We start from the raw sequence: 18,452 nt of genomic DNA, 5'->3' as shown, positions 1-18,452 counted from the left end.
ATAAATGAAATACCTGATGACAGTAGGAGCAATAATGGCTGCACTAGTGAACACCGCCGCGTCCGCAGACGAAGACCCGTACCTCTGGCTGGAGGAAGTAGAGGGCGAAAAGGCCCTTGAATGGGTGAAAGAGCGCAACGAGCATTCGTTGGGTATCCTTAAGGAAGACCCTCGCTTTGACGATTTGATGGAACGGTCGCTGAAGGACTATAACGCACAAGACAAGATCGCCTATGGACGCCTTCTTGGTGGTGCCGTGCATAACTTTTGGCAGGATGAAAATAGTGTTCGCGGACTATGGCGCCGCGCCAGCTTAAAATCCTACAAGGCAGGTGAGCCAAAATGGGTCACCCTTCTTGACGTTGACGCGCTGGCAGAAAAAGAAAACGAGAACTGGGTTTATAAAGCGCGAGAGTGCCTCGCCCCGGATTTTGGCCGCTGTCTGGTCAGCCTCTCCCGTGGTGGCGGCGACGCAGTTGTCGTGCGTGAGTTTGACGCGGTCACAAAACAGTTTGTCAGCGGCGGGTTCGAGACCGACGAAGCAAAACAGGGTGTTGTCTGGATTGATGCTGACACCGTGCTGATCGGGACTGATTTTGGCGCCGGCACCATGACCGACAGCGGATACGCCAATCAGGTAAAAGCCTGGAAGCGCAATGAGCCGCTTGCGGTTGCCAAACTGATGCACGAGGGCGACACCTCGGATGTTGGTAGCTTCCCCTTTGCCAGCCACCGCCCAGACGGCAACTATGTTGGTGTCGTGCGTGCGCCGGATTTCTTCACCGAAGTAATTTATGTGCTGGACGGGGAAGAAAAAGCCTGGGACCAGAAGGAAATGCGCAGGCTGGACCTGCCCGAGGCCATCAGTTTCAAGGGTTTCTTCAGTGACATGGTTATCGTGCAACTGCGCAAAGACTGGGAGCTTGGGGCCAAAACCGTTGCCGCCGGGACACTGGTCTCCCTCAAGGTGGCCGATGCCCTCGCCGGGCGCGCAGCATTGAGCGTCAGCGAGATTTTTGTCCCCACAGAGCGCAGTTCAATCGACGAGGTGCAAATCGGCAAAGACCGCATTTTCCTCTCCGTTCTTGATGAAGTCACTGGCCAACTTGTTGCGGCAAAACCCGGACCCAACGGCTGGACTACAAGCAACGTTGGCATGCCGGAAAACGGCGCACTTAACGTCGTCAGCGCAGACGAATGGACCGACACCGCCTTTGTCAATTTTGAGAGCTTCCTGCAACCCGACACCCTGTATACGGTCGAACGGGGCGGCCAGCCGGAGCAGATAGCAAGCCTGCCCGCGCGCTTTGATGCCAGCAACATGGTGACCGAACAGAAGTTCGCCACATCCAGGGATGGCACCAAGGTGCCTTATTTTGTCATTCGCCACAAAGACGTGGAAATGGACGGCACAACCCCAACCATCCTCTACGGTTACGGCGGGTTTGAAATCGCGCTGGCGCCCACCTACCTTTCAGGCCCGGGCAAGCTGTGGCTTGAAGAAGGCGGCGCCTATGTCATCGCCAACATCCGGGGTGGTGGCGAATTTGGCCCCAAATGGCACCAGGCCGCGCTCAAGGAAAACCGGCAACGCGCCTATGACGACTTTATCGCCGTGGGCGAAGACCTCATTGAAACCGGCTTCACCACACCGCGTCATCTGGGTATCCGGGGTGGGTCGAACGGTGGCCTGTTGATGGGCGTGATGACAACCCAGCGTCCTGACCTCTGGAACGCTGTCATCTGTGCCGTGCCGCTTCTGGACATGATGCGTTTTAACAAATTGTTAGCGGGTGCAAGCTGGATGGGCGAATACGGCAACCCGGATGTGCCGGAAGAACGCGACTATATCCTCAAATACTCCCCGTACCAGAATCTGGATGCGGACAAGCAGTATCCGGAGGTCTTCTTCTACACCTCCACCAAGGATGACCGCGTGCACCCTGGCCACGCCCGCAAGATGGCAGCCAAGATGCTCGGCATGGACAAGCCTGTCCTTTATTATGAGAACATCGAAGGTGGCCATTCGGCGGCGGCCAACCTGAAGCAGCGTGCTTACACGGATGCCCTGCAGGTGGTCTATGCACTCAGGCAACTGAAAGACTAATTCATGAGAATAACAGAGACGAAAAGGCGGAAAATTCCGCCTTTTTTTATAAAAAGTTTTCTATGGTCTATTTCAATAAAATTTGTGGTGCCAAACTACCTCACCCGCGCTACCGTCTTTTTCATATAAAAACATTCGAGGAAACACGCCCATGTTAAAATCCCTTTCCGCGCTTGCGCTTGCTGCAAGTCTGGCTCTGCCCGCGAGCTTCGCCGCGCTCGCTGATGAAAAAGTGCCATATTCCGACAAGGCCATGGAGATCCTGCGCACGGCAGTATCCATGCGCACTGCTGAAGGCCACGGCAATGTGCCCAAGCTGGCAGCCTTCCTCGCGGAAGAATTCAGGAAAGGCGGCTTCGCGGAAGAAGATATTCACCTGCTGCCCATGGGCGAGACAGCCGCGCTTGTTGTACGCTACCGCGGGGACGGTTCATCGGGCAAAAAACCGGTGACACTTTCCGCTCATATGGATGTGGTTGATGCTCGCCCTGAAGACTGGGTGCGCGATCCCTTCACCCTGATCGTGGAAGATGGCTACCTCTTTGGTCGCGGTGTGCTTGACAACAAAATGGGCATGACATCCCTCACGACCACCTTCCTGCGCCTCAAGGCTGAAGGCTATGTACCCAAACGCGACCTGATTATCGCTTTTTCCGGCGATGAGGAAACCGGCATGGTCACCACCCAAGCCCTCGCGCGTGATTACCGCAACCTGACAGACGCCGAATTTGTGCTGATCGCAGACGCGGGCGGCGGCGCGCTGGCGGCAGACGGATCGGTCATCAGCTATAACGTGCAGGCAGCAGAGAAAACCTATATCTCGTTCGAGATGACAGCCACCAACCCCGGCGGTCACAGCTCGCGCCCACGCGAAGACAACGCGATTTATGATCTCGCAGCAGCCATCAGCAAAATTCAGGCGTACAAATTTCCCGCACGCGCCAACGAGCTAACCCGCGCCTTCTTCCGTGAGACATCCGCGCTTGTAGATGGTGACCTTAAAAAAGCCATGGCCACATTTGCGGAAAACCCGCAAGACGAATGGGCGGTGAAAACCTTGCGGTCCCGCCCTGAATATGTCGGCACCACCGGCACAACCTGTGTAGCCACCATGCTGGACGCTGGCCACGCGGAAAACGCCCTGCCACAATCCGCCACCGCGACTATCAACTGCCGTATCTTCCCCGGTGTCGGTACGGAAGCAACTATTAACCAGCTTAAGTCAGTGGTCGGTAATGACGCCATCACGTGGAAACCGCTCAAGGACGCGGTCGAAACTGCGGCTTCCCCACTGCGTGATGAAGTGATGGGTGTGGTAGACCGCGCCGTGCACGCCCGTTTCCCGGACGCCAAGATCATCCCCTATATGGAATCCGGCGGTACTGACGGCATGCACTTCCGCTCCGCAGGCATGGACAGCTACGGCATTTCGGGCATTTTCCTCAAGGGTTCCGACATGTTCGCCCATGGCCTCAATGAACGCTTGCCGCTTTCAAGCTTCTACGGCGACCTGGAGCATTGGTACATGGTCGTGAAAGATATTTCTGACGACTGATCCAGCAGCCATCCGGCAGGGTGGAGTATTTCTCCGCCCTGTTTGCCGTATCTGCCTATCTCTCAGCATTCCTGTCTCACGGCATTGCAAGCGTTTAAGGCTTGCCATAGGATGCCGACGGCAAATCCTGACAAAGGATTGCGTTGGCACAAAAGAACGATGCAGCGGGGGTTAGATGCGCACCACTTCCAAACCGGACAACCTGATGGCAAGCCCGTACCTATACCCGTTTGTGGTCAACTGGTGGGCTGACCGGGTTCAGTTAATACAGGTAAGCACCGACTTTTATACTCAGGCTGCTTTTCTTGATCAAAGGGCCTTTGCGGCAGGCACCCCTCAGCATCACTGGGCGCCGATTTCCGAACTCCGCGAACAGGTAGCAAACGCCCCGGCCCGCCCGCTCGGCCTGATCTTTCATATCGGCCACTGCGGCTCTACCCTGATCTCCCGAATGCTGGGCCTCGCGAGCGAGCAGTTTTTCTCCGTGAGGGAACCCCTGCCCCTACGCGATCTGGCCGGCATGTGGCCGGAACGCGACACCTACTGGTCGCCCCGCTCTGCCGATACTTTGCAACAGGACATGGACATGTTTCATGGCCTTTGGGCGCGCACACCCGGCCTGGATCAATTGGCCATCGTGAAAGCCACCAGCTTTTGCAGCCTGCTGGCGGAAGACTGGCTGCAACGTTTCCAAAACGACCGCGCCGTCATGCTCGCCATGGCGCCAGAAATATATCTTGCCACAGTACTGGGGGCAGAAAGCTACGTGCTCGATCTCCTCGGCGCTGCAAAGCAGCGGTTATGCTCATTGCATAGAATAACCGGGGCAGACCTGCCTGCACTGCACAGCTTGTCATCCGGCGAACTGGCAGCTGCCTGCTACCTTGCTGAAATGGTCAACATGGAGCAGGCCGCCAAGGCGGCAATGGGACGAATCCTGCGTGTTGATTTCGATTCCTATCTGAAGGATCGCCCCGCGAAACTTGCTGCAGTAGCACAGCATTTTGGCCGCCCGATCACAGATGATATGCTGGAAAGAATACTGGCAAACCCTGTTTCCAGCCGCTATTCCAAAGCCACCGAGTATGGTTTTTCCGCACAGGAGCGCCGCGATCGCCTGCAGCAATCCCGCACAAAAAATGGTGGAGAGATCAACAAAGGCCTCAGCTTCCTCACAACTTTTGCAAAAACACATGGCGCTGCAAAAGACGCTCTTATCAATTTCGGCTACGCAAAGTAAGCGACGAGGTAAACCCGCCCGTTTTACTCATATGGGCCGGGTGAGATCAGTCAGCATACCACATGCGGGTAAGGTTCTGCCTGATATACTCCAGGCGCACGTGTTCATCTTCTCCGACCTTGGCCGCATTGGCATGCAAAAACTCTGTCAATTCCACCAGAATTTCCCGCTTCTGCGTATCGCGCACCATGCTTTCAATAAAGGTGATGGCCACAAGGCGCGTCCCCTTTGTCACCGGCGCCACATGGTGGAACATGTTGGAGGGATATAAAACTGCGGCGCCCGCCTTTTCCTTGATCTTCAGTTCTTTGTCCGCCATACGCACGACGAGCTCACCGCCTTCATAACTTTCCGGTTCAGAGACAAAAACCGTACAGCTCACGTCAATCCGCAGCGGTGGACTATAAGGGATAATAGCATTATCGACATGTTCGCCGTATTCCATCCCGGCCTCATATTTGCTGAGCATCGGTGGGGCCATGGTTTTGGGGTATGTAAAATCACGGAAATATTCGTTGCGCGACAATCCCTGCTGCACAATCAGGGAGGCCTCCTTGTAACCCGGGTCGCTATGCTTGGGCTGCAGGTTTTTTTTCTTGGAAAACCCTGGGTTGCTGTGACGGCCATCCTCAAATGGCATGCGTGCTGCCAGTTCCCGTAATCGCGCGATTTCGCGTGTGTCCAGAAGGTTTGGGATTACATGGAACATAGGTTCCCCTCTCTTATGATCCATAATCTTTGATGTGCATTTTGCCTAGCACAACGGCGCGGTTGACAGCAAGGGGAGCCAGATGATTTGCCCGCTATGCTCAAATGTATTTATTTCAGATGAGGTAACCGCAGCAGCAGGCAAAACTAATCAAGGACTGGTTTTCCGTTTTCTTTATATCAGACTAGGCTGATTGCCCGGCGCCTTCACCGGTTCCAGTTGCCAGTTGATGGGCGCTTTGCCCTGACTTTCCAGATACTCATTGGCCGTTGAAAACGGCTTTGAACCAAAAAAGCCACGATAGGCGGAGAGGGGCGACGGGTGCGGGCCTTCAAGCACCAGATGGCGGTCACGGTCAATGCCGGCGCCTTTTTTCTGTGCGTGACTGCCCCACAGGATGAAAACAAGCCCGTCATGATGACGGTTCAGTTCGTCAATGATGCGGTCGGTGAACGTCTCCCAGCCCTTTTTCTGATGCGACCCTGCCTTGTGTGCCTCCACGCTCAACACCGCATTCAGCATCAGCACGCCCTGTTTGGCCCAACCTTCCAAGAAACCGTGACCCGGGTGCGTGACACCAAGATCATCTTCCAGTTCCTTGTATATGTTCCGGAGCGACCGCGGCACATCCACCCCGGGCTGGACAGAGAAACTCAGGCCATGCGCCTGCCCGTCATCGTGGTAAGGGTCCTGCCCGATGATAACAACCTTCACCTCTTCCAGCGGCGTAAGATTCAAGGCGTGGAAAAAATTTCCACGGGGCGGGAAAATACGCTTTCCCGATTTTGTTTCTTCTTCAAGGAAGGCAGCCAGCTTTTGCATATAGTCGGCGTCAAACTCGTCTGCGAGCACCTTGTACCAGCTATCACCCAGTGCTACGCCGTTCATTACATCTGCCATAATCGTCTTCCCAAAGCTTGCTCCCGCCTGTTTACACGGCAAACTGTGGCGCGAAAACCACTTTATCCCGGCGTGCCACGCAATTGTGATAATGGCGTTCCCGCACCACACCGCCAGATAAGCCCAGCTAACCGGCGATACGTTTCAGGGCAGATGTTTCAACACCAGCGGAAACACATACAGCCAGTTCTACGACACCCTATATCATGAGAATAGCGTGCCTATTTTCTCTATTAATTAGATTATTATTCCTTAATTTGCTGTTATATATTTTATATAGGGTAAAATTTTCTACTACAGGGATTCAATTCTTCTCGTTTGTTCCTCTCGTCACCGCGCCTTATCTCAGGAAGCATCGAACAGTTTCATTTGCCTGTATGAGGACGCGGTCCTGAGGCACGAGGGCCAAGACCCCGCGAGGAGTTAAATATCATGAGCAGCATTCCGGTTTTCCTGACCGCTGAAAAACACCACATCCTGATCGTCGGTGCCACGGCAGCCGCGATGGCAAAGGTTGGGCTGTTCATGCCAACAGGCGCACGCATCAGCGTCACGGGTAGCGGCGCGCAGGCCGCGCTCAGGGACGCCGGCCTGCTACCGGAAGACACCGGCGCCAAGAATATCGTGGTGCATGACCGCGCCTTCACCGAAGATGACCTCACCGGTAAGACCCTTGTTTACATCGCGCTTGAAGATGACCTAGCGGAAGAACGGGTACTGCGCCTTGCGAACGCTCGCAGACTGCCGGTCAACGTTGTCGACAAACCAGCAAAATCAAATTTCACGACGCCTGCACAGTTTGCGCGCGGGCCCCTGCAAGTAGCCTTTTCCTCGGGCGGCATGGCACCGGTTTTTGTACGCCGCCTTCGTAGCAGCCTTGAGAGACTTCTGCCCCCTTCTCTTGGCGTGCTTGCCTCTGCGGCGGGGTCCGTCCGGTCTCGCGTCAAAACCCTTATTCCAGACGGGACCCGTCGCAGGCTTTTTTGGGATAGACTTTATGATAACGCCGGTTCTTACGCCGACCTTGGCCAAGATGAGGTTGAGCGCCTGATTGTGGATGCCGCGCGCAATCACCGCGTGGGTGCCACAAGCGGGCAGGTCCAGCTTGTGGGCGCTGGCCCCGGCGATCCGGACCTCCTGACCATCAAGGCGCACCGCGCACTGCAACAGGCCGACCTGATTGTTTATGACCGGCTGGTGAGCCGTGATGTGCTGGCGCTGGCGCGCCGCGACGCGGAACTAGTGTTTGTCGGCAAGCGGGAAGGCGACCACGGCATCGGCCAGGATGGCATCAACAAGCTGATCGTGGATGAGGCGCTGAAGGGTCGCCGCGTGGTACGGCTCAAGGGCGGTGACCCGCTGCTGTTCGCCCGTGCAGGGGAAGAACTTGCAGCGCTCAGGCAGCATGACATTCATGTGGAGGTGGTGCCCGGCATCAGTGCCTTTCAAGGCATCGCTGCCACCACCCAGATCCCGCTGACAGACCGTGAATATTCAAGCTCTATCACGCTTGTCACCGGCCACCTCAGGGACGGGGCCTACAAGGACTGGGCGCGCCTTGCGGGAGACGGTCAGACGCTGGCGGTTTACATGGGCGTGCGCGGCGCGGGCAAGATCTCCGCAGGCCTCACCGGCGAGGGCGTGAAGCCTTCCACGCCGGTGGCAGTGGTTGAAAACGGCACCCGCGCCAACGAACGCCGCTTCTACGGCACACTTGCCGGCCTTGAAGAGCTGGTACAGCGCAACGCGGTGAAAAGCCCCGCGCTTCTCCTCATCGGTGACGTGGTCAATAACGCGCGTGAGCTGGCGCAGACAGAATTTGAAGCTGAGCGCCAGCGCGCGACAGCCTGAGTTTAAGGAGTACCGAGATATGGCTAAAAAAATTACCGGGCCACAGATGATTGTCGCCAACCGCCTGCTTGATGGTCGCGTGGTGTTCATGCGCACGGATGGCAGTTGGTCCACAGTCGCCGGTGACGCGGGCACCGCTGAAGACGAAGCCGGTGTCGCAGCCCTTGAAACATTGGCGCAGAAATCGGCACATGCCAACGAGGTGCTGAGTATTGAGGTGATCCAAGCCACAACCCGCGATGGCAAACCGTTCCCGGCCCACATGAAATTCGCCATGCAGGCCACAGGCCCCAGCGTGCGCACTGACCTCGGCTATCAGGTTTCCCCGAACTGGGAACGATAAGAGACACGACCAGAAGGCATCCAGACCCAAAAGGTATCCAGACCATGTACGCTTACGACAAATATGATCACGCGATCACCAACGCCCGTGTTGCGGAATTCCGCGATCAGGTGGAACGCCGCGTGAAAGGCGAACTGACGGAAGAGGAATTCCGCCCGCTTCGTCTGATGAACGGCCTTTATCTGCAATTGCATGCCTATATGCTGCGGGTGGCCATCCCGTATGGCACCCTGTCGGCAAACCAGATGCGCCGCCTTGCACATATTGCGCGCAAGTATGACAAGGGCTACGGCCATTTCACCACACGGCAGAACATCCAGTATAACTGGCCGAAACTGAGTGAAACACCGGACATATTGCAGGAACTTGCAGACGTTGAGATGCATGCCATCCAGACCTCCGGCAACTGCATCCGCAATACGACGACGGACCAGTTTGCCGGGGCGACTGCGGACGAAGTAGCCGACCCACGCCCTTATGCGGAGCTGATCCGTCAGTGGTCGACCTTCCATCCGGAGTTCTCCTTCCTGCCGCGTAAATTCAAGATCGCCATCACCGGTGCCGCGCTCGACCGCGCTGCGGTGAAGTGGCACGATATCGGCCTTATTTTGAAGAAAAACGATGCGGGCGAGATCGGCTTTGAAGTCCTGGTCGGCGGCGGCATGGGCCGCACGCCTGTGATCGGTAAAACCATCAACGAGTTTGTGCACGAACGCGACCTGCTCAGTTACCTTGAGGCCATCCTGCGCGTCTATAACGAGCAAGGACGGCGCGACAATAAATACAAGGCGCGCATCAAGATTTTGGCGGAAGATCTGGGCGCTGAGGAATACGCCCGCCAAACCAATGAAGAATGGGCCCGCATCAAGGACCAGCCGCTGGATGTGCCTGCAGAAGAAGCCGCGCGCATCAAAAGCTTTTTCTGTGCGCCGCCACTGCCTGTGCTGCCAGACGATGTGCCCGCCGTTGACGAGCTGGAAAAAAAGAACTTCCTTTTTAAAGCCTGGGTCAAAAACAACACCAATCCGCACAAGGTGCCGGGCCATGTGAACCTGACCATCAGCCTCAAACCTCACGGCGGCATTCCCGGTGATGCGACGGCGGAGCAGATGGACCTTGTGGCCGCACTGGCGGACGAATACAGCCAGTCTGAAATTCGGGTCAGCCATGAGCAGAACCTCATTCTGCCACATGTGGCGAAAAAAGACCTGCCCGCCATTTGGGCCGACCTTGACGAAGCGGGCCTTGGCACTGCCAACGTCGGGCTTCTGACCGATATCATCGCCTGTCCGGGACTTGATTATTGCTCGCTCGCCAACGCGCGCTCGATCCCGCTCGCGCAGGCAATCACGGAACGCTTTGACGACATCAAGCGCCTGCAGGATATCGGACCGCTGAAGATAAAAATCTCCGGCTGTATCAACTCGTGCGGTCACCACCACGCGGGCCATATCGGCATCCTCGGCGTCGACCGCAAGGGCGAAGAAAACTACCAGCTGCTGCTGGGCGGCTCCGGCGCGGAAGACGCGTCCAAGGCCGCCATCCTCGGCCCAGGTTTTGACGAACACGGCATCATTGACGCCGTAGAAAAAGTTGTCGCGGTTTACCTTGGCGAACGGGAAGATGGTGAAGAATTTCTTGCCGCCTACCGCCGCCTCGGCCCCGCAGTATTCAAGGAGGCGGTTTATGGCGCTCGTTAATCTTACAGGCGTCACACCCGGCACATGGGACGTGATCGACACAGACAGCGCCCCAAGGGAAGGGGCGGCCGTCGCCGTACCGCTCGCGCGTTTGGCGGACGAGGATGAAACCTTTTTCAAGGCTGTGGGCAGCGTTGGGGCAATTGTACCCACGGACGCAGCCTACACTGACCTCGCGCCGCTGGCGAACAAGCTGGCCTTTGTCGTGATCGACTTCCCCGCTTTTGGCGACGGTCGCGGTTTCTCGCTGGCGGTACGCCTGCGCAAGGACCTTGGTTTCAAGGGTGAAATCCGCGCGACCGGCCCGGTCATCCCCGATCAGGCTTTGTTCCTCAAGCGGGCGGGATTTGACACCATCGACGTCGCGGACGACCGCGAAGCGGCCTTTAAAGTAGCGCTGGAGCGCTTCGGCGCCTTTTACCAGACCGACTTTGTCGGCCAGTTGTCCGTTGCACACCTGCGGCACAGTAAAACCGACAGTTCGGACAAAGACGCAGATGGGGAACGTAAAGCATCATGACCGCAATGCCCGCCCTGAAGACTGCCGATTATTTTGATCCGCTCCATGCTGTGGACTATCTCGACGCACGTTACGGTGAAAGTGCGCCTGAGGCAGTTATCGACGGTGCGCTCAAATATTTCGGCCGCCGCTTTGCGCTGGTGTCGTCGTTCGGGTCGGACTCTGCCGTGCTGCTTCATATGGCAAGCCAGGTGTCCAGAGACATCCCGGTGTTGTTTCTCGACACAGGAAAACTTTTTGGCGAGACAAAACGCTATCGTGACCAGCTAACAGAATTGCTGGGCCTCACTGATGTGCGGTCCATCTCACCGGACCAGAATGATCTGCAAACCCAAGACCCCAAGGGAAACTTGTGGACGCAAAACACCAATAAGTGCTGCTTTATCCGGAAGGTGGCTCCTATGTCGCGGGTGCTGGAAGGCTTTGAGGGCTGGGCCTCCGGTCGCAAACGTTATCAGGGTGGTGTGCGCAGCCTTCTTCCTCACTTTGAAGCCTCGGATGGCCGGGTAAAGGTAAACCCCATGGCTTTCTGGACCAAAGATGACGTGCTTGACTATAAAAAGCGCGCAGGCCTGCCTGACCACCCGCTTGTGGCAGAAGGCTTTGCTTCCATCGGATGCATGCCGTGTACCGACCGGGTTGAGGAAGGTGAGAACGAGCGGGCCGGCCGCTGGCGCGGCCAAGCCAAAGCTGAATGTGGCATCCACCTCAGCCTAAGCGAAAACCGTCGCGTTATGACCAAAAAATAAGCCATCAAGACAAGGGTCCACAAAGGCTCCTTGTAGATTTCTCATGTAAGATTTTCTTGGCTATAGGCGAACAAATGCCTATGATCAGCCCGATAAGACTTTCTAACGCAGGATAGTTTATGAAACGCTCCCTGTTGCCATTGAATGCCCTGCGCGCCTTTGACGCTGCGGCACGTCACATGAGCTTCAAACTGGCTGCCGATGACCTGTCGGTAACGCCCGCTGCCATCAGCCAGCAAATTCGTTCGCTCGAGGAATTCCTCGGTATTGAGCTTTTCCGTCGCACCAACCGATCGCTGGTACTGACGGAGGCCGCGCAGCTTTCGCTCGCACCGCTCAAGGAAGCGTTTGAGAGGATGGAAGAGGCTGTCGATATCCTGACCGAGTCAAAAACATCAAATGTTCTCAAGGTCAGCGTATCGCCGTCGTTTGCCAGCAAATGGCTGGTGCCCCGTCTGGCTTCCTTTTACGAGCGTCGCCCTGATGCCATCGTCAAAATCTCCGCGACCATGCACCTCACAGACTTCAAGGCGGAAGATGTGGATATTGCCATTCGCTATGGCCTGGGCGGCTATAACGGCATGTATGAGGAAGAGATCCTGCGAGAAACCGTATTCCCGGTGTGTGCGCCCGGCATCATCAATGAAGACAACCTGACAGACAGCGCCTGCGCGGTTCTGAAGCACACGCTGATCCATGATGACAGTACGGTCGAAGATGACAGTGTACCCACATGGGCCATGTGGCTGAAGGCAGCCGGGGTTGAAATGCCGGACGGCATGCCCGCCATGCACTTCAACAACCACGCGTTGGCTATTGAGGCTGCTGTTGCAGGGCGCGGTGTCGCACTGGCCCGCTCCGCCATCGCGGAGGAAGACCTGAAAGCAGGCAGGCTGATAAAGCCGTTTGGCGAGGCAGTGCCGATCAACTTTGCGCATTATATAGTTTGCCCGCAGGACAAACTTAAAAATGAACGTGTACAGGAATTCATAGAATGGCTGCGCACTGAAACGGGCAAAGTGTAAAGCCAGCGATGTCACAGGCACATTGGGGGGCCTGTCAGGGGGTGGAGGAAGACCGTGCTGAGACACGCCTTTCTTGGTGCTTTGTTGTGCGTTGTCCCTGTAACCGCACATGCGCACGGGACGACGTACAGAGATGCGAACGAGGCAACGCGTCACGCCCCTTGCCTGAAGCTGGGTGCGGATGAAAGCCTCGGACCGAGTTATGCAAAATTCGAAGCGTTTTTCACCGCGCTATACGAACACGCCGGGCTTTGCACCACGTCCATTGCCATGGCCCCAAAACGGATTGAACAGCTTCTGGTACGCGGTGAGTTGGACGGAGACTGGTTCAGGCCCAGCGATTATGCCACGCAGTTCTCCGACCGACTGACGGCCCTGCCACAACCTGTTTTTGGCCTTGAAGCCCATTTGATATGGCTGAAACGGAACAGCTTTTCTGGCAAACCGGAAGACCTCAAAGGCCTTACCGTCGGCCACCAGGCTGGTTTTCGCTGGCTGGAAACACATTTGCCGCAGATGGGCGCAAGGACAATGGCGGTTCCCAGCACCACCCATACATGGAACATGCTTGACCGGGGTCGTATCGATGTTTTTGCAACCAGCGGGGTACACAAAGCCGCCTTGACCGCCGCGTGGCAGGATAAAACCAACAATATGAATAGCGCCTTGTGGACAACTGTGTCCTTTTACCATCTGCTGCACCCAAAGCATAAAGACAAGGTGGAGCAGTTGAATTCAGCCCTGCGAGAGATGATCATCACCCACCACAGCGCTGCTGACCTGCAAATCCCCGGTATCCAGCCCGCGAAGCTCGCCGATTAGCAAGCGCCTGCAATATATATTGTGGCGATTCTCAAAAACTGTAGCCGACCCCCAAGCCTATGGTCAGATCATACTTTTTGGTAATACCCGGGTTCTCACGGACCTTTGAATCAAGATATGTGCTGTTGGCAAAGCCAATCACCGACCAGCGGTCATCAATGCGGTACAAAGCCATCAACTCAGCCGAATAGTTAATAACATCATCGCTCAACTGATAGACCGGCAATATCGCATCCTTGCCGTCTTCGATCATCTTCTCGCGCTGCCGCGCCGTGACGCCCCACATATGGTTCGCCAGCTTGCGACTTTGCCATTTCACACTGATACCTGGCGTTATGACAAGCTTGTCCGACCGGAAGCTATAATTATAGCCAAGCGACACTTCCTGCCCATTATGGGTGTCCGTGATATCCTGCAGCACCGTAGCCGTAACTGAGCCAAAGCTGCCATGCAGCCCGGCTTTGATGCCGGCATCCGCCGTTATTTTATCGCGACTTGACCCCGCGAGGGTGCGCGCTGCCACAATGACATTCAACGAAAGATGCAGATCATCCTGATTTTCAGGTGGCGGCAGCAGACGGTAGCCAGCCTCCAGCCCTTGCAGGTAAAACCGGTCCCCACGGTAACTGATGTATGGAAAGGCATTGAAACTGGTTCCTTCAGCACCAAGCGGGCTTTCGTTCACCAGCGTGAGACCGCCGACCGTCCATTTTGGCGGCCCATCCTGCGCGGTGGCAGCAGAGGTCAGCACCGTACTACCCAGCGCCATGAAAGAGGACACAACGAGCGCCCCACACAAATTCATCGCGGTATTTTTCATTTTTGCCCCTTGTGTCAGCAATCGAAAGGCTGACGAGATTTGAACCTGCATTTATTACGTGGAAAAGGGGAAGATGGTTCAAACGCAAGAGATAATTTCTGGCCCCGCATGGTTTTCGCCCTTAAAAACACCGTCAATACACAGCGATAGTATCGGGCCAAGCCGACGGCCCGATACTATCGCCTTATCGTTTACTCTTCGGTCGCCTGTTCTTCCGCCTCATTATCGGCGTAAGACTTGTCAAACGCCTTCGAGAGGAACAGCGCATTCAGGAACAAACGTTCCGAGCCCAGATAGGTTGCGCGGAAGTTGGGGTCATCAGCAAACAGGATGACCGCACCGTCACCAACACGCTCAGCCGTCATCATGGGTGAGCCCTTGATCTCACCAAGGCGGCGGTCGGACGAATAGCCACTGACAAGCGGGCTATCTGTATACACCGCAACCTGTGCGTAAGGGTCCTTCGGCACTGGAAGCGTGAAAGTGGAGTTTTTATTAGTCGCCACCTTACGGCGGACAAGGCCAAAACCAAGCGGGTGAGTGATATCAAGATCGCTTTCAAACACCGCGCCGCCGATCACGTCTTCTGCGTCTTTCTGGCCTTTCTGCGCATAGGACAGGCGTTCCACCTTCTTCTCAGGCTTGTCGTCTTTTTTCCTGTCCTTTTCGGCCGCAGTCAGGTTCTTCGCGGCCCATTCGGCACCCTGACGGCTGGCGACGACAGTACCACCAGCCTTCACCCATGCCTTGAGGTTACCCACCTGTTCTTTCGGGAAGCCCGAGCGCCCCCCCACCAGAATGACATGGGTGTACCGGTTCAGGTCAATACGCGACAGCCGGTCCTGACGCACAAGCGTCACCGGCATCTGCATGCGGTGATCCAGCACATGCCAAACCTCGCCAGCGTCATAAGACGACACCCGGCCGCCGACCACCAGAAGCGGCTTGACCGGCTTGAGGTCAGCAACCGAGTTGCGGCCCCCAAGGTCCGCCCCTGCATTCAGGGTATGGCCAGACGTTGCCGCATGCACTTCAATGCCGTCTTCTTCAGCAATTTGCTGCATCATGGCGTAGATATTGGCGCCCCGCACGGTTTGCAGGTCATTGGCGACAATCACCGCGCCGCGGTCAAAGCTCACCACACCGCGTGTGGTCTGCACATTGGTGGGTTCCTTGGTGATACGCGCCATCACACCCGCCTCAAGCAAACGTCCGACGGCACGCGGTGCATAATAGTCCGACCAGCGGAAAACATAGGCATAAGGCGCCCTGTCGACAGCCTTCATGGCCGCAACCGCGCTACCATCTGCCACCGCGCCAAGCTTACCCCTCAGGCCAGACGTTACGGATGCGTAATCAAGGCCGTAAGCCGCCGGAAGCGTCCAGCCCGATACATCGTAGAACACCTTGTCCGGAAATTCGGTGATGCGGCCAAACACCGCCTTGGCCATGCGGTACTGCGGCTGGTTCATCGGCACAATATACGCGCCCTTGCCAAAGGTCCGTTCGCCGGCTTTCACGTCACCCTCCAGCTTGTGCGCCACCACCTGGTGCCGCGCAAGGAACTGCAGGAACATGTTCTCCCGTGTCGGGTCCTCAGGTGCGCTGAAGACATAACCGGTGACCTTGTCGTCTTTCACCAGACCCGCTACCCTGCGGTAAAAATCACGCTGATAGGCATGCAGTTTTGTCCGCATATCCACCGCGCCCTTGATGGTGGAAAGGCTGGTGCGGAAGTGCTTCAGCACATTGTCGGCATAGGTTTTGATGCCCTGGTCGCTTTCCCGCGCGATGCCCATCTGCGCACCGGCCTCGTAAAGAATGCCGAGGGATCCATTGATCTGCGGGTACGTGGAGCCCTTGCCGACATAATAGTTGTCAAACCCCTCTTCGGAGAAATAGAGCGTTCCGGCTTTGTCGAGCGCGGCGCGGTGATAATCCGCGATCTCAACCAGAAGCTCGCGACCCTTCGCCGGGATAAGCGGGTGCTTACGTGTCGGCACACCGGGGTGGAAATAATAAGTGCTGTTGCCGCCCATCTCGTGAAAGTCCCCGGATACCTCAGGCTTCCACTTGTGCCACTGGCTAAGCCACGCCTGGCTTTCCGGCTGCGTCTGCAACAGCCACTGACGGTTAAGGTCAAACCAATAGTGGTTGGTACGCCCACCCGGCCACACCTGATTGTGCACCTCATGTGCAGGGTCCAACGCGCGAACCTCTGAGCCATACTGCGTGACCCACGCCGCACGCCGGGCATGCCCATCCGGGTTGAAGACGGCAGTGATCAGGATCACACTGTTTTTCAGCGTGTCCTCAATCTCCGCCCCTTGCGCGGATGCAAGGTGATAGAGCGTGGGGATGGCGGCATCCATGCCGCTCGATTCCGCGCCATGCACACCATAATTCAGCCATGTGATAACCGGCAAGTCATCAGACGCCTCTTCCGCCGTATCGGGGTTCGAGCGCTTCACGTGATTTTCGCGGATCTCATCAATACGCGCGAGGTTTTCTGCACTTGAAACAGTAATGAACAGGATCGGGCGACGCTCATGCGTATACCCAATGGTCTCAACCGTCATGCGCGGGCTTTGTTCCACCACTTCGCGCATATAGGAAACCATCAGGTCATGACGCACCGGCTGGTCGCCGATGTCATGGCCAAATACCTCAGCCGGCTTCACGATGGCCTGATTATAGTCCACCCCCGGCACGAGAAAATAATCAAGCGGTTCGGCCTCGGCAGCGGTGAAGACAAAGCCTGCCCCCGCCATCAGACCTACCGCCCATTTCAGCATGCCGCGTTTTAACAATCCCTCTCGCATTAAAATCCCCTATTTTTTTAAATCTTTGTAATTGATCGGTGCTGTGCAGTTCAGGCTTTTCACCGTCTCCGGCATGTCATATTTGAGCCCGTTTCCACAGTTGAACAGCACTACCCGGTCGCCCGCTCCCACACGGCCGTCCTTCAGCGCTTCTTTATAGGCTGCGTAAGTTGCGGCACCTTCCGGGCAAATCAGCACACCTTCCCGCGCGCCAACCTCACACCGGGCCTGTTCAATTTTGTCATCATCAACGGCAATGGCAAATCCACCACTGTCACGCACCGCATCAAGGATGAGGAAATCCCCAACTGCAACCGGCACCCGAATGCCGCTCGCAAATGTATGCGCGCCTTGCCAGAGCTCGGCATGGCGTGTGCCCTCGTCATAGGCTTTTACAATAGGCGCGCAGCCCGTGGCCTGCACCGCCACCATACGCGGTCGCTTCGAACCTATCCAGCCGAGCGCCTCCAGCTCATTAAATGCCTTCCACATGCCGATCAGACCAGTGCCACCGCCCGTGGGGTAAAAAATTACATCCGGCACGTCCCAGCCAAGCTGGGCCGCCAACTCCAGCCCCATAGTTTTTTTGCCTTCAATGCGGTACGGCTCCTTGAGGGTGGACAGGTCAAACCAGCCCATGGCGTCCTTGCCCTCGCCCACGATCTTGCCGCAGTCATTGATCAGCCCGTTCACCCGCCAGACCTTACCACCCTGAAGGGCAATTTCGCGTACGTTGGCGGCGGGCGTGTCGTCGGGGCAGAAGATATAACTTTCCATCCCGGCGCGGGTGGCGTAGGCCGCCATGGCCGCACCCGCATTGCCGTTGGTGGGCATTGCAAGGCGGGTGATGCCAAATTCCTTTGCCATAGAGACCGCCAGCGCCAAGCCGCGTGCCTTGAAGCTGCCTGTTGGCAGGCGACCTTCATCCTTAATGATAATCTCGCCCGAAACGCGCAAATCCTGTGCAAGGTTTGGGCAGGATATGAGCGGCGTATCGTCTTCGCCCAGTGCGATGACATTGTCGGTTTTGGTGACCGGCAACAGTTCGCGCCATTTCCAGAAACCACCGCCGCGCGCCCAGATATCCTCTCGGCTGACGCGCGACCGGATACCCTCAAGGTCGTAACGCACCAGAAGTGGGCGTCCAGCACGGGACAAGCCATGCACTTCGCCTGCTGCATAGTCACGCTCGCCTGTCAGGCCGCATTCAAGATGGCTCACAAATGTAGAAAATTCTGACATCTTCCCCCCATACGATTAGGCCCTGCAGCCTAAAACCTTAACCAGAC

The 18,452-nt window shown here is 56.5% G+C and carries 15 protein-coding genes; 10 read left to right on the top strand and 5 right to left on the bottom strand.

Annotated elements, in window-relative coordinates; genetic code table 11:
• The first annotated feature begins 34 nt into the window (after positions 1-34).
• The 3 genes from ACN0VM_RS02620 (at position 35) to ACN0VM_RS02610 (ending at position 4,902) form a co-directional block, all read left to right on the top strand.
• Entirely contained in the window at positions 35-2,107 is a 2,073-nt protein-coding gene (locus ACN0VM_RS02620) for a prolyl oligopeptidase family serine peptidase (protein ID WP_417449283.1), read from the top strand.
• A 151-nt stretch (positions 2,108-2,258) separates the two neighbouring features.
• Entirely contained in the window at positions 2,259-3,662 is a 1,404-nt protein-coding gene (locus ACN0VM_RS02615) for a M20/M25/M40 family metallo-hydrolase (RefSeq protein WP_417449282.1), read from the top strand.
• A 175-nt stretch (positions 3,663-3,837) separates the two neighbouring features.
• Positions 3,838-4,902: a hypothetical protein gene (locus tag ACN0VM_RS02610; protein ID WP_417449281.1), complete on the top strand. Its 1,065-nt coding sequence runs from the start codon at positions 3,838-3,840 to the stop codon at positions 4,900-4,902.
• Between the two features lie 46 nt (positions 4,903-4,948).
• Here ACN0VM_RS02610 and ACN0VM_RS02605 read toward each other — a convergent pair whose 3' ends face one another.
• Together ACN0VM_RS02605 and ung are read right to left on the bottom strand one after the other, a co-directional pair.
• Entirely contained in the window at positions 4,949-5,611 is a 663-nt protein-coding gene (locus ACN0VM_RS02605) for a Fe2+-dependent dioxygenase (protein WP_417449280.1), read from the bottom strand.
• Positions 5,612-5,785: 174 nt separating this feature from the next.
• Positions 5,786-6,511 carry a uracil-DNA glycosylase gene (ung, locus tag ACN0VM_RS02600; RefSeq protein ID WP_417449279.1) on the bottom strand — a complete coding sequence of 242 codons (726 nt, stop codon included), beginning with the start codon at positions 6,509-6,511 and terminating at the stop codon, positions 5,786-5,788.
• Positions 6,512-6,943: 432 nt separating this feature from the next.
• On the opposite strand from ung, the gene cysG reads away from it, so the two are divergent.
• From cysG to ACN0VM_RS02565, 7 genes are all read left to right on the top strand, one after another.
• On the top strand, positions 6,944-8,362 hold the full coding sequence (gene cysG / locus ACN0VM_RS02595; RefSeq protein ID WP_417449278.1) for a siroheme synthase CysG: 1,419 nt from the start codon (positions 6,944-6,946) through the stop codon (positions 8,360-8,362).
• A 19-nt stretch (positions 8,363-8,381) separates the two neighbouring features.
• Entirely contained in the window at positions 8,382-8,705 is a 324-nt protein-coding gene (locus ACN0VM_RS02590) for a DUF2849 domain-containing protein (RefSeq protein WP_417449277.1), read from the top strand.
• A 44-nt stretch (positions 8,706-8,749) separates the two neighbouring features.
• Positions 8,750-10,405, top strand: coding sequence for a nitrite/sulfite reductase (locus ACN0VM_RS02585; protein WP_417449276.1), 1,656 nt, complete (start codon positions 8,750-8,752; stop codon positions 10,403-10,405).
• Entirely contained in the window at positions 10,392-10,925 is a 534-nt protein-coding gene (locus tag ACN0VM_RS02580; RefSeq protein WP_417449275.1) for a DUF934 domain-containing protein, read from the top strand. Before ACN0VM_RS02585 ends, ACN0VM_RS02580 begins: the two co-directional genes overlap by 14 nt.
• On the top strand, positions 10,922-11,674 hold the full coding sequence (locus ACN0VM_RS02575) for a phosphoadenylyl-sulfate reductase (RefSeq protein ID WP_417449274.1): 753 nt from the start codon (positions 10,922-10,924) through the stop codon (positions 11,672-11,674). The genes ACN0VM_RS02580 and ACN0VM_RS02575 overlap by 4 nt, the downstream gene beginning before the upstream one ends.
• A 119-nt stretch (positions 11,675-11,793) precedes the next feature.
• Positions 11,794-12,699 (top strand): transcriptional regulator GcvA, encoded by a 906-nt coding sequence (gene gcvA / locus ACN0VM_RS02570; RefSeq protein ID WP_417449273.1) that lies wholly within the window; start codon positions 11,794-11,796, stop codon positions 12,697-12,699.
• Between the two features lie 54 nt (positions 12,700-12,753).
• Entirely contained in the window at positions 12,754-13,521 is a 768-nt protein-coding gene (locus tag ACN0VM_RS02565; RefSeq protein WP_417449272.1) for a hypothetical protein, read from the top strand.
• Between the two features lie 31 nt (positions 13,522-13,552).
• Here ACN0VM_RS02565 and ACN0VM_RS02560 read toward each other — a convergent pair whose 3' ends face one another.
• The 3 genes from ACN0VM_RS02560 to ACN0VM_RS02550 form a co-directional block, all read right to left on the bottom strand.
• Positions 13,553-14,341 (bottom strand): MipA/OmpV family protein, encoded by a 789-nt coding sequence (locus ACN0VM_RS02560; protein WP_417449271.1) that lies wholly within the window; start codon positions 14,339-14,341, stop codon positions 13,553-13,555.
• A gap of 191 nt (positions 14,342-14,532) precedes the next feature.
• Positions 14,533-17,163: a M14 family zinc carboxypeptidase gene (locus ACN0VM_RS02555; protein ID WP_417449270.1), complete on the bottom strand. Its 2,631-nt coding sequence runs from the start codon at positions 17,161-17,163 to the stop codon at positions 14,533-14,535.
• Between the two features lie 9 nt (positions 17,164-17,172).
• The gene (locus tag ACN0VM_RS02550; RefSeq protein ID WP_417449269.1) at positions 17,173-18,405 is read right to left on the bottom strand and encodes a threonine synthase; all 1,233 of its coding nucleotides are present in this window, start codon (positions 18,403-18,405) and stop codon (positions 17,173-17,175) included.
• Positions 18,406-18,452: the final 47 nt, after the last annotated feature.

The sequence above is a fragment of the Kordiimonas sp. genome (assembly GCF_048260245.1).
Classification (GTDB): domain Bacteria; phylum Pseudomonadota; class Alphaproteobacteria; order Sphingomonadales; family Kordiimonadaceae; genus Kordiimonas.
The sequence above is the reverse complement of the archived record's forward strand: the minus strand, read 5'-3'. Positions and strand labels throughout refer to the sequence as shown.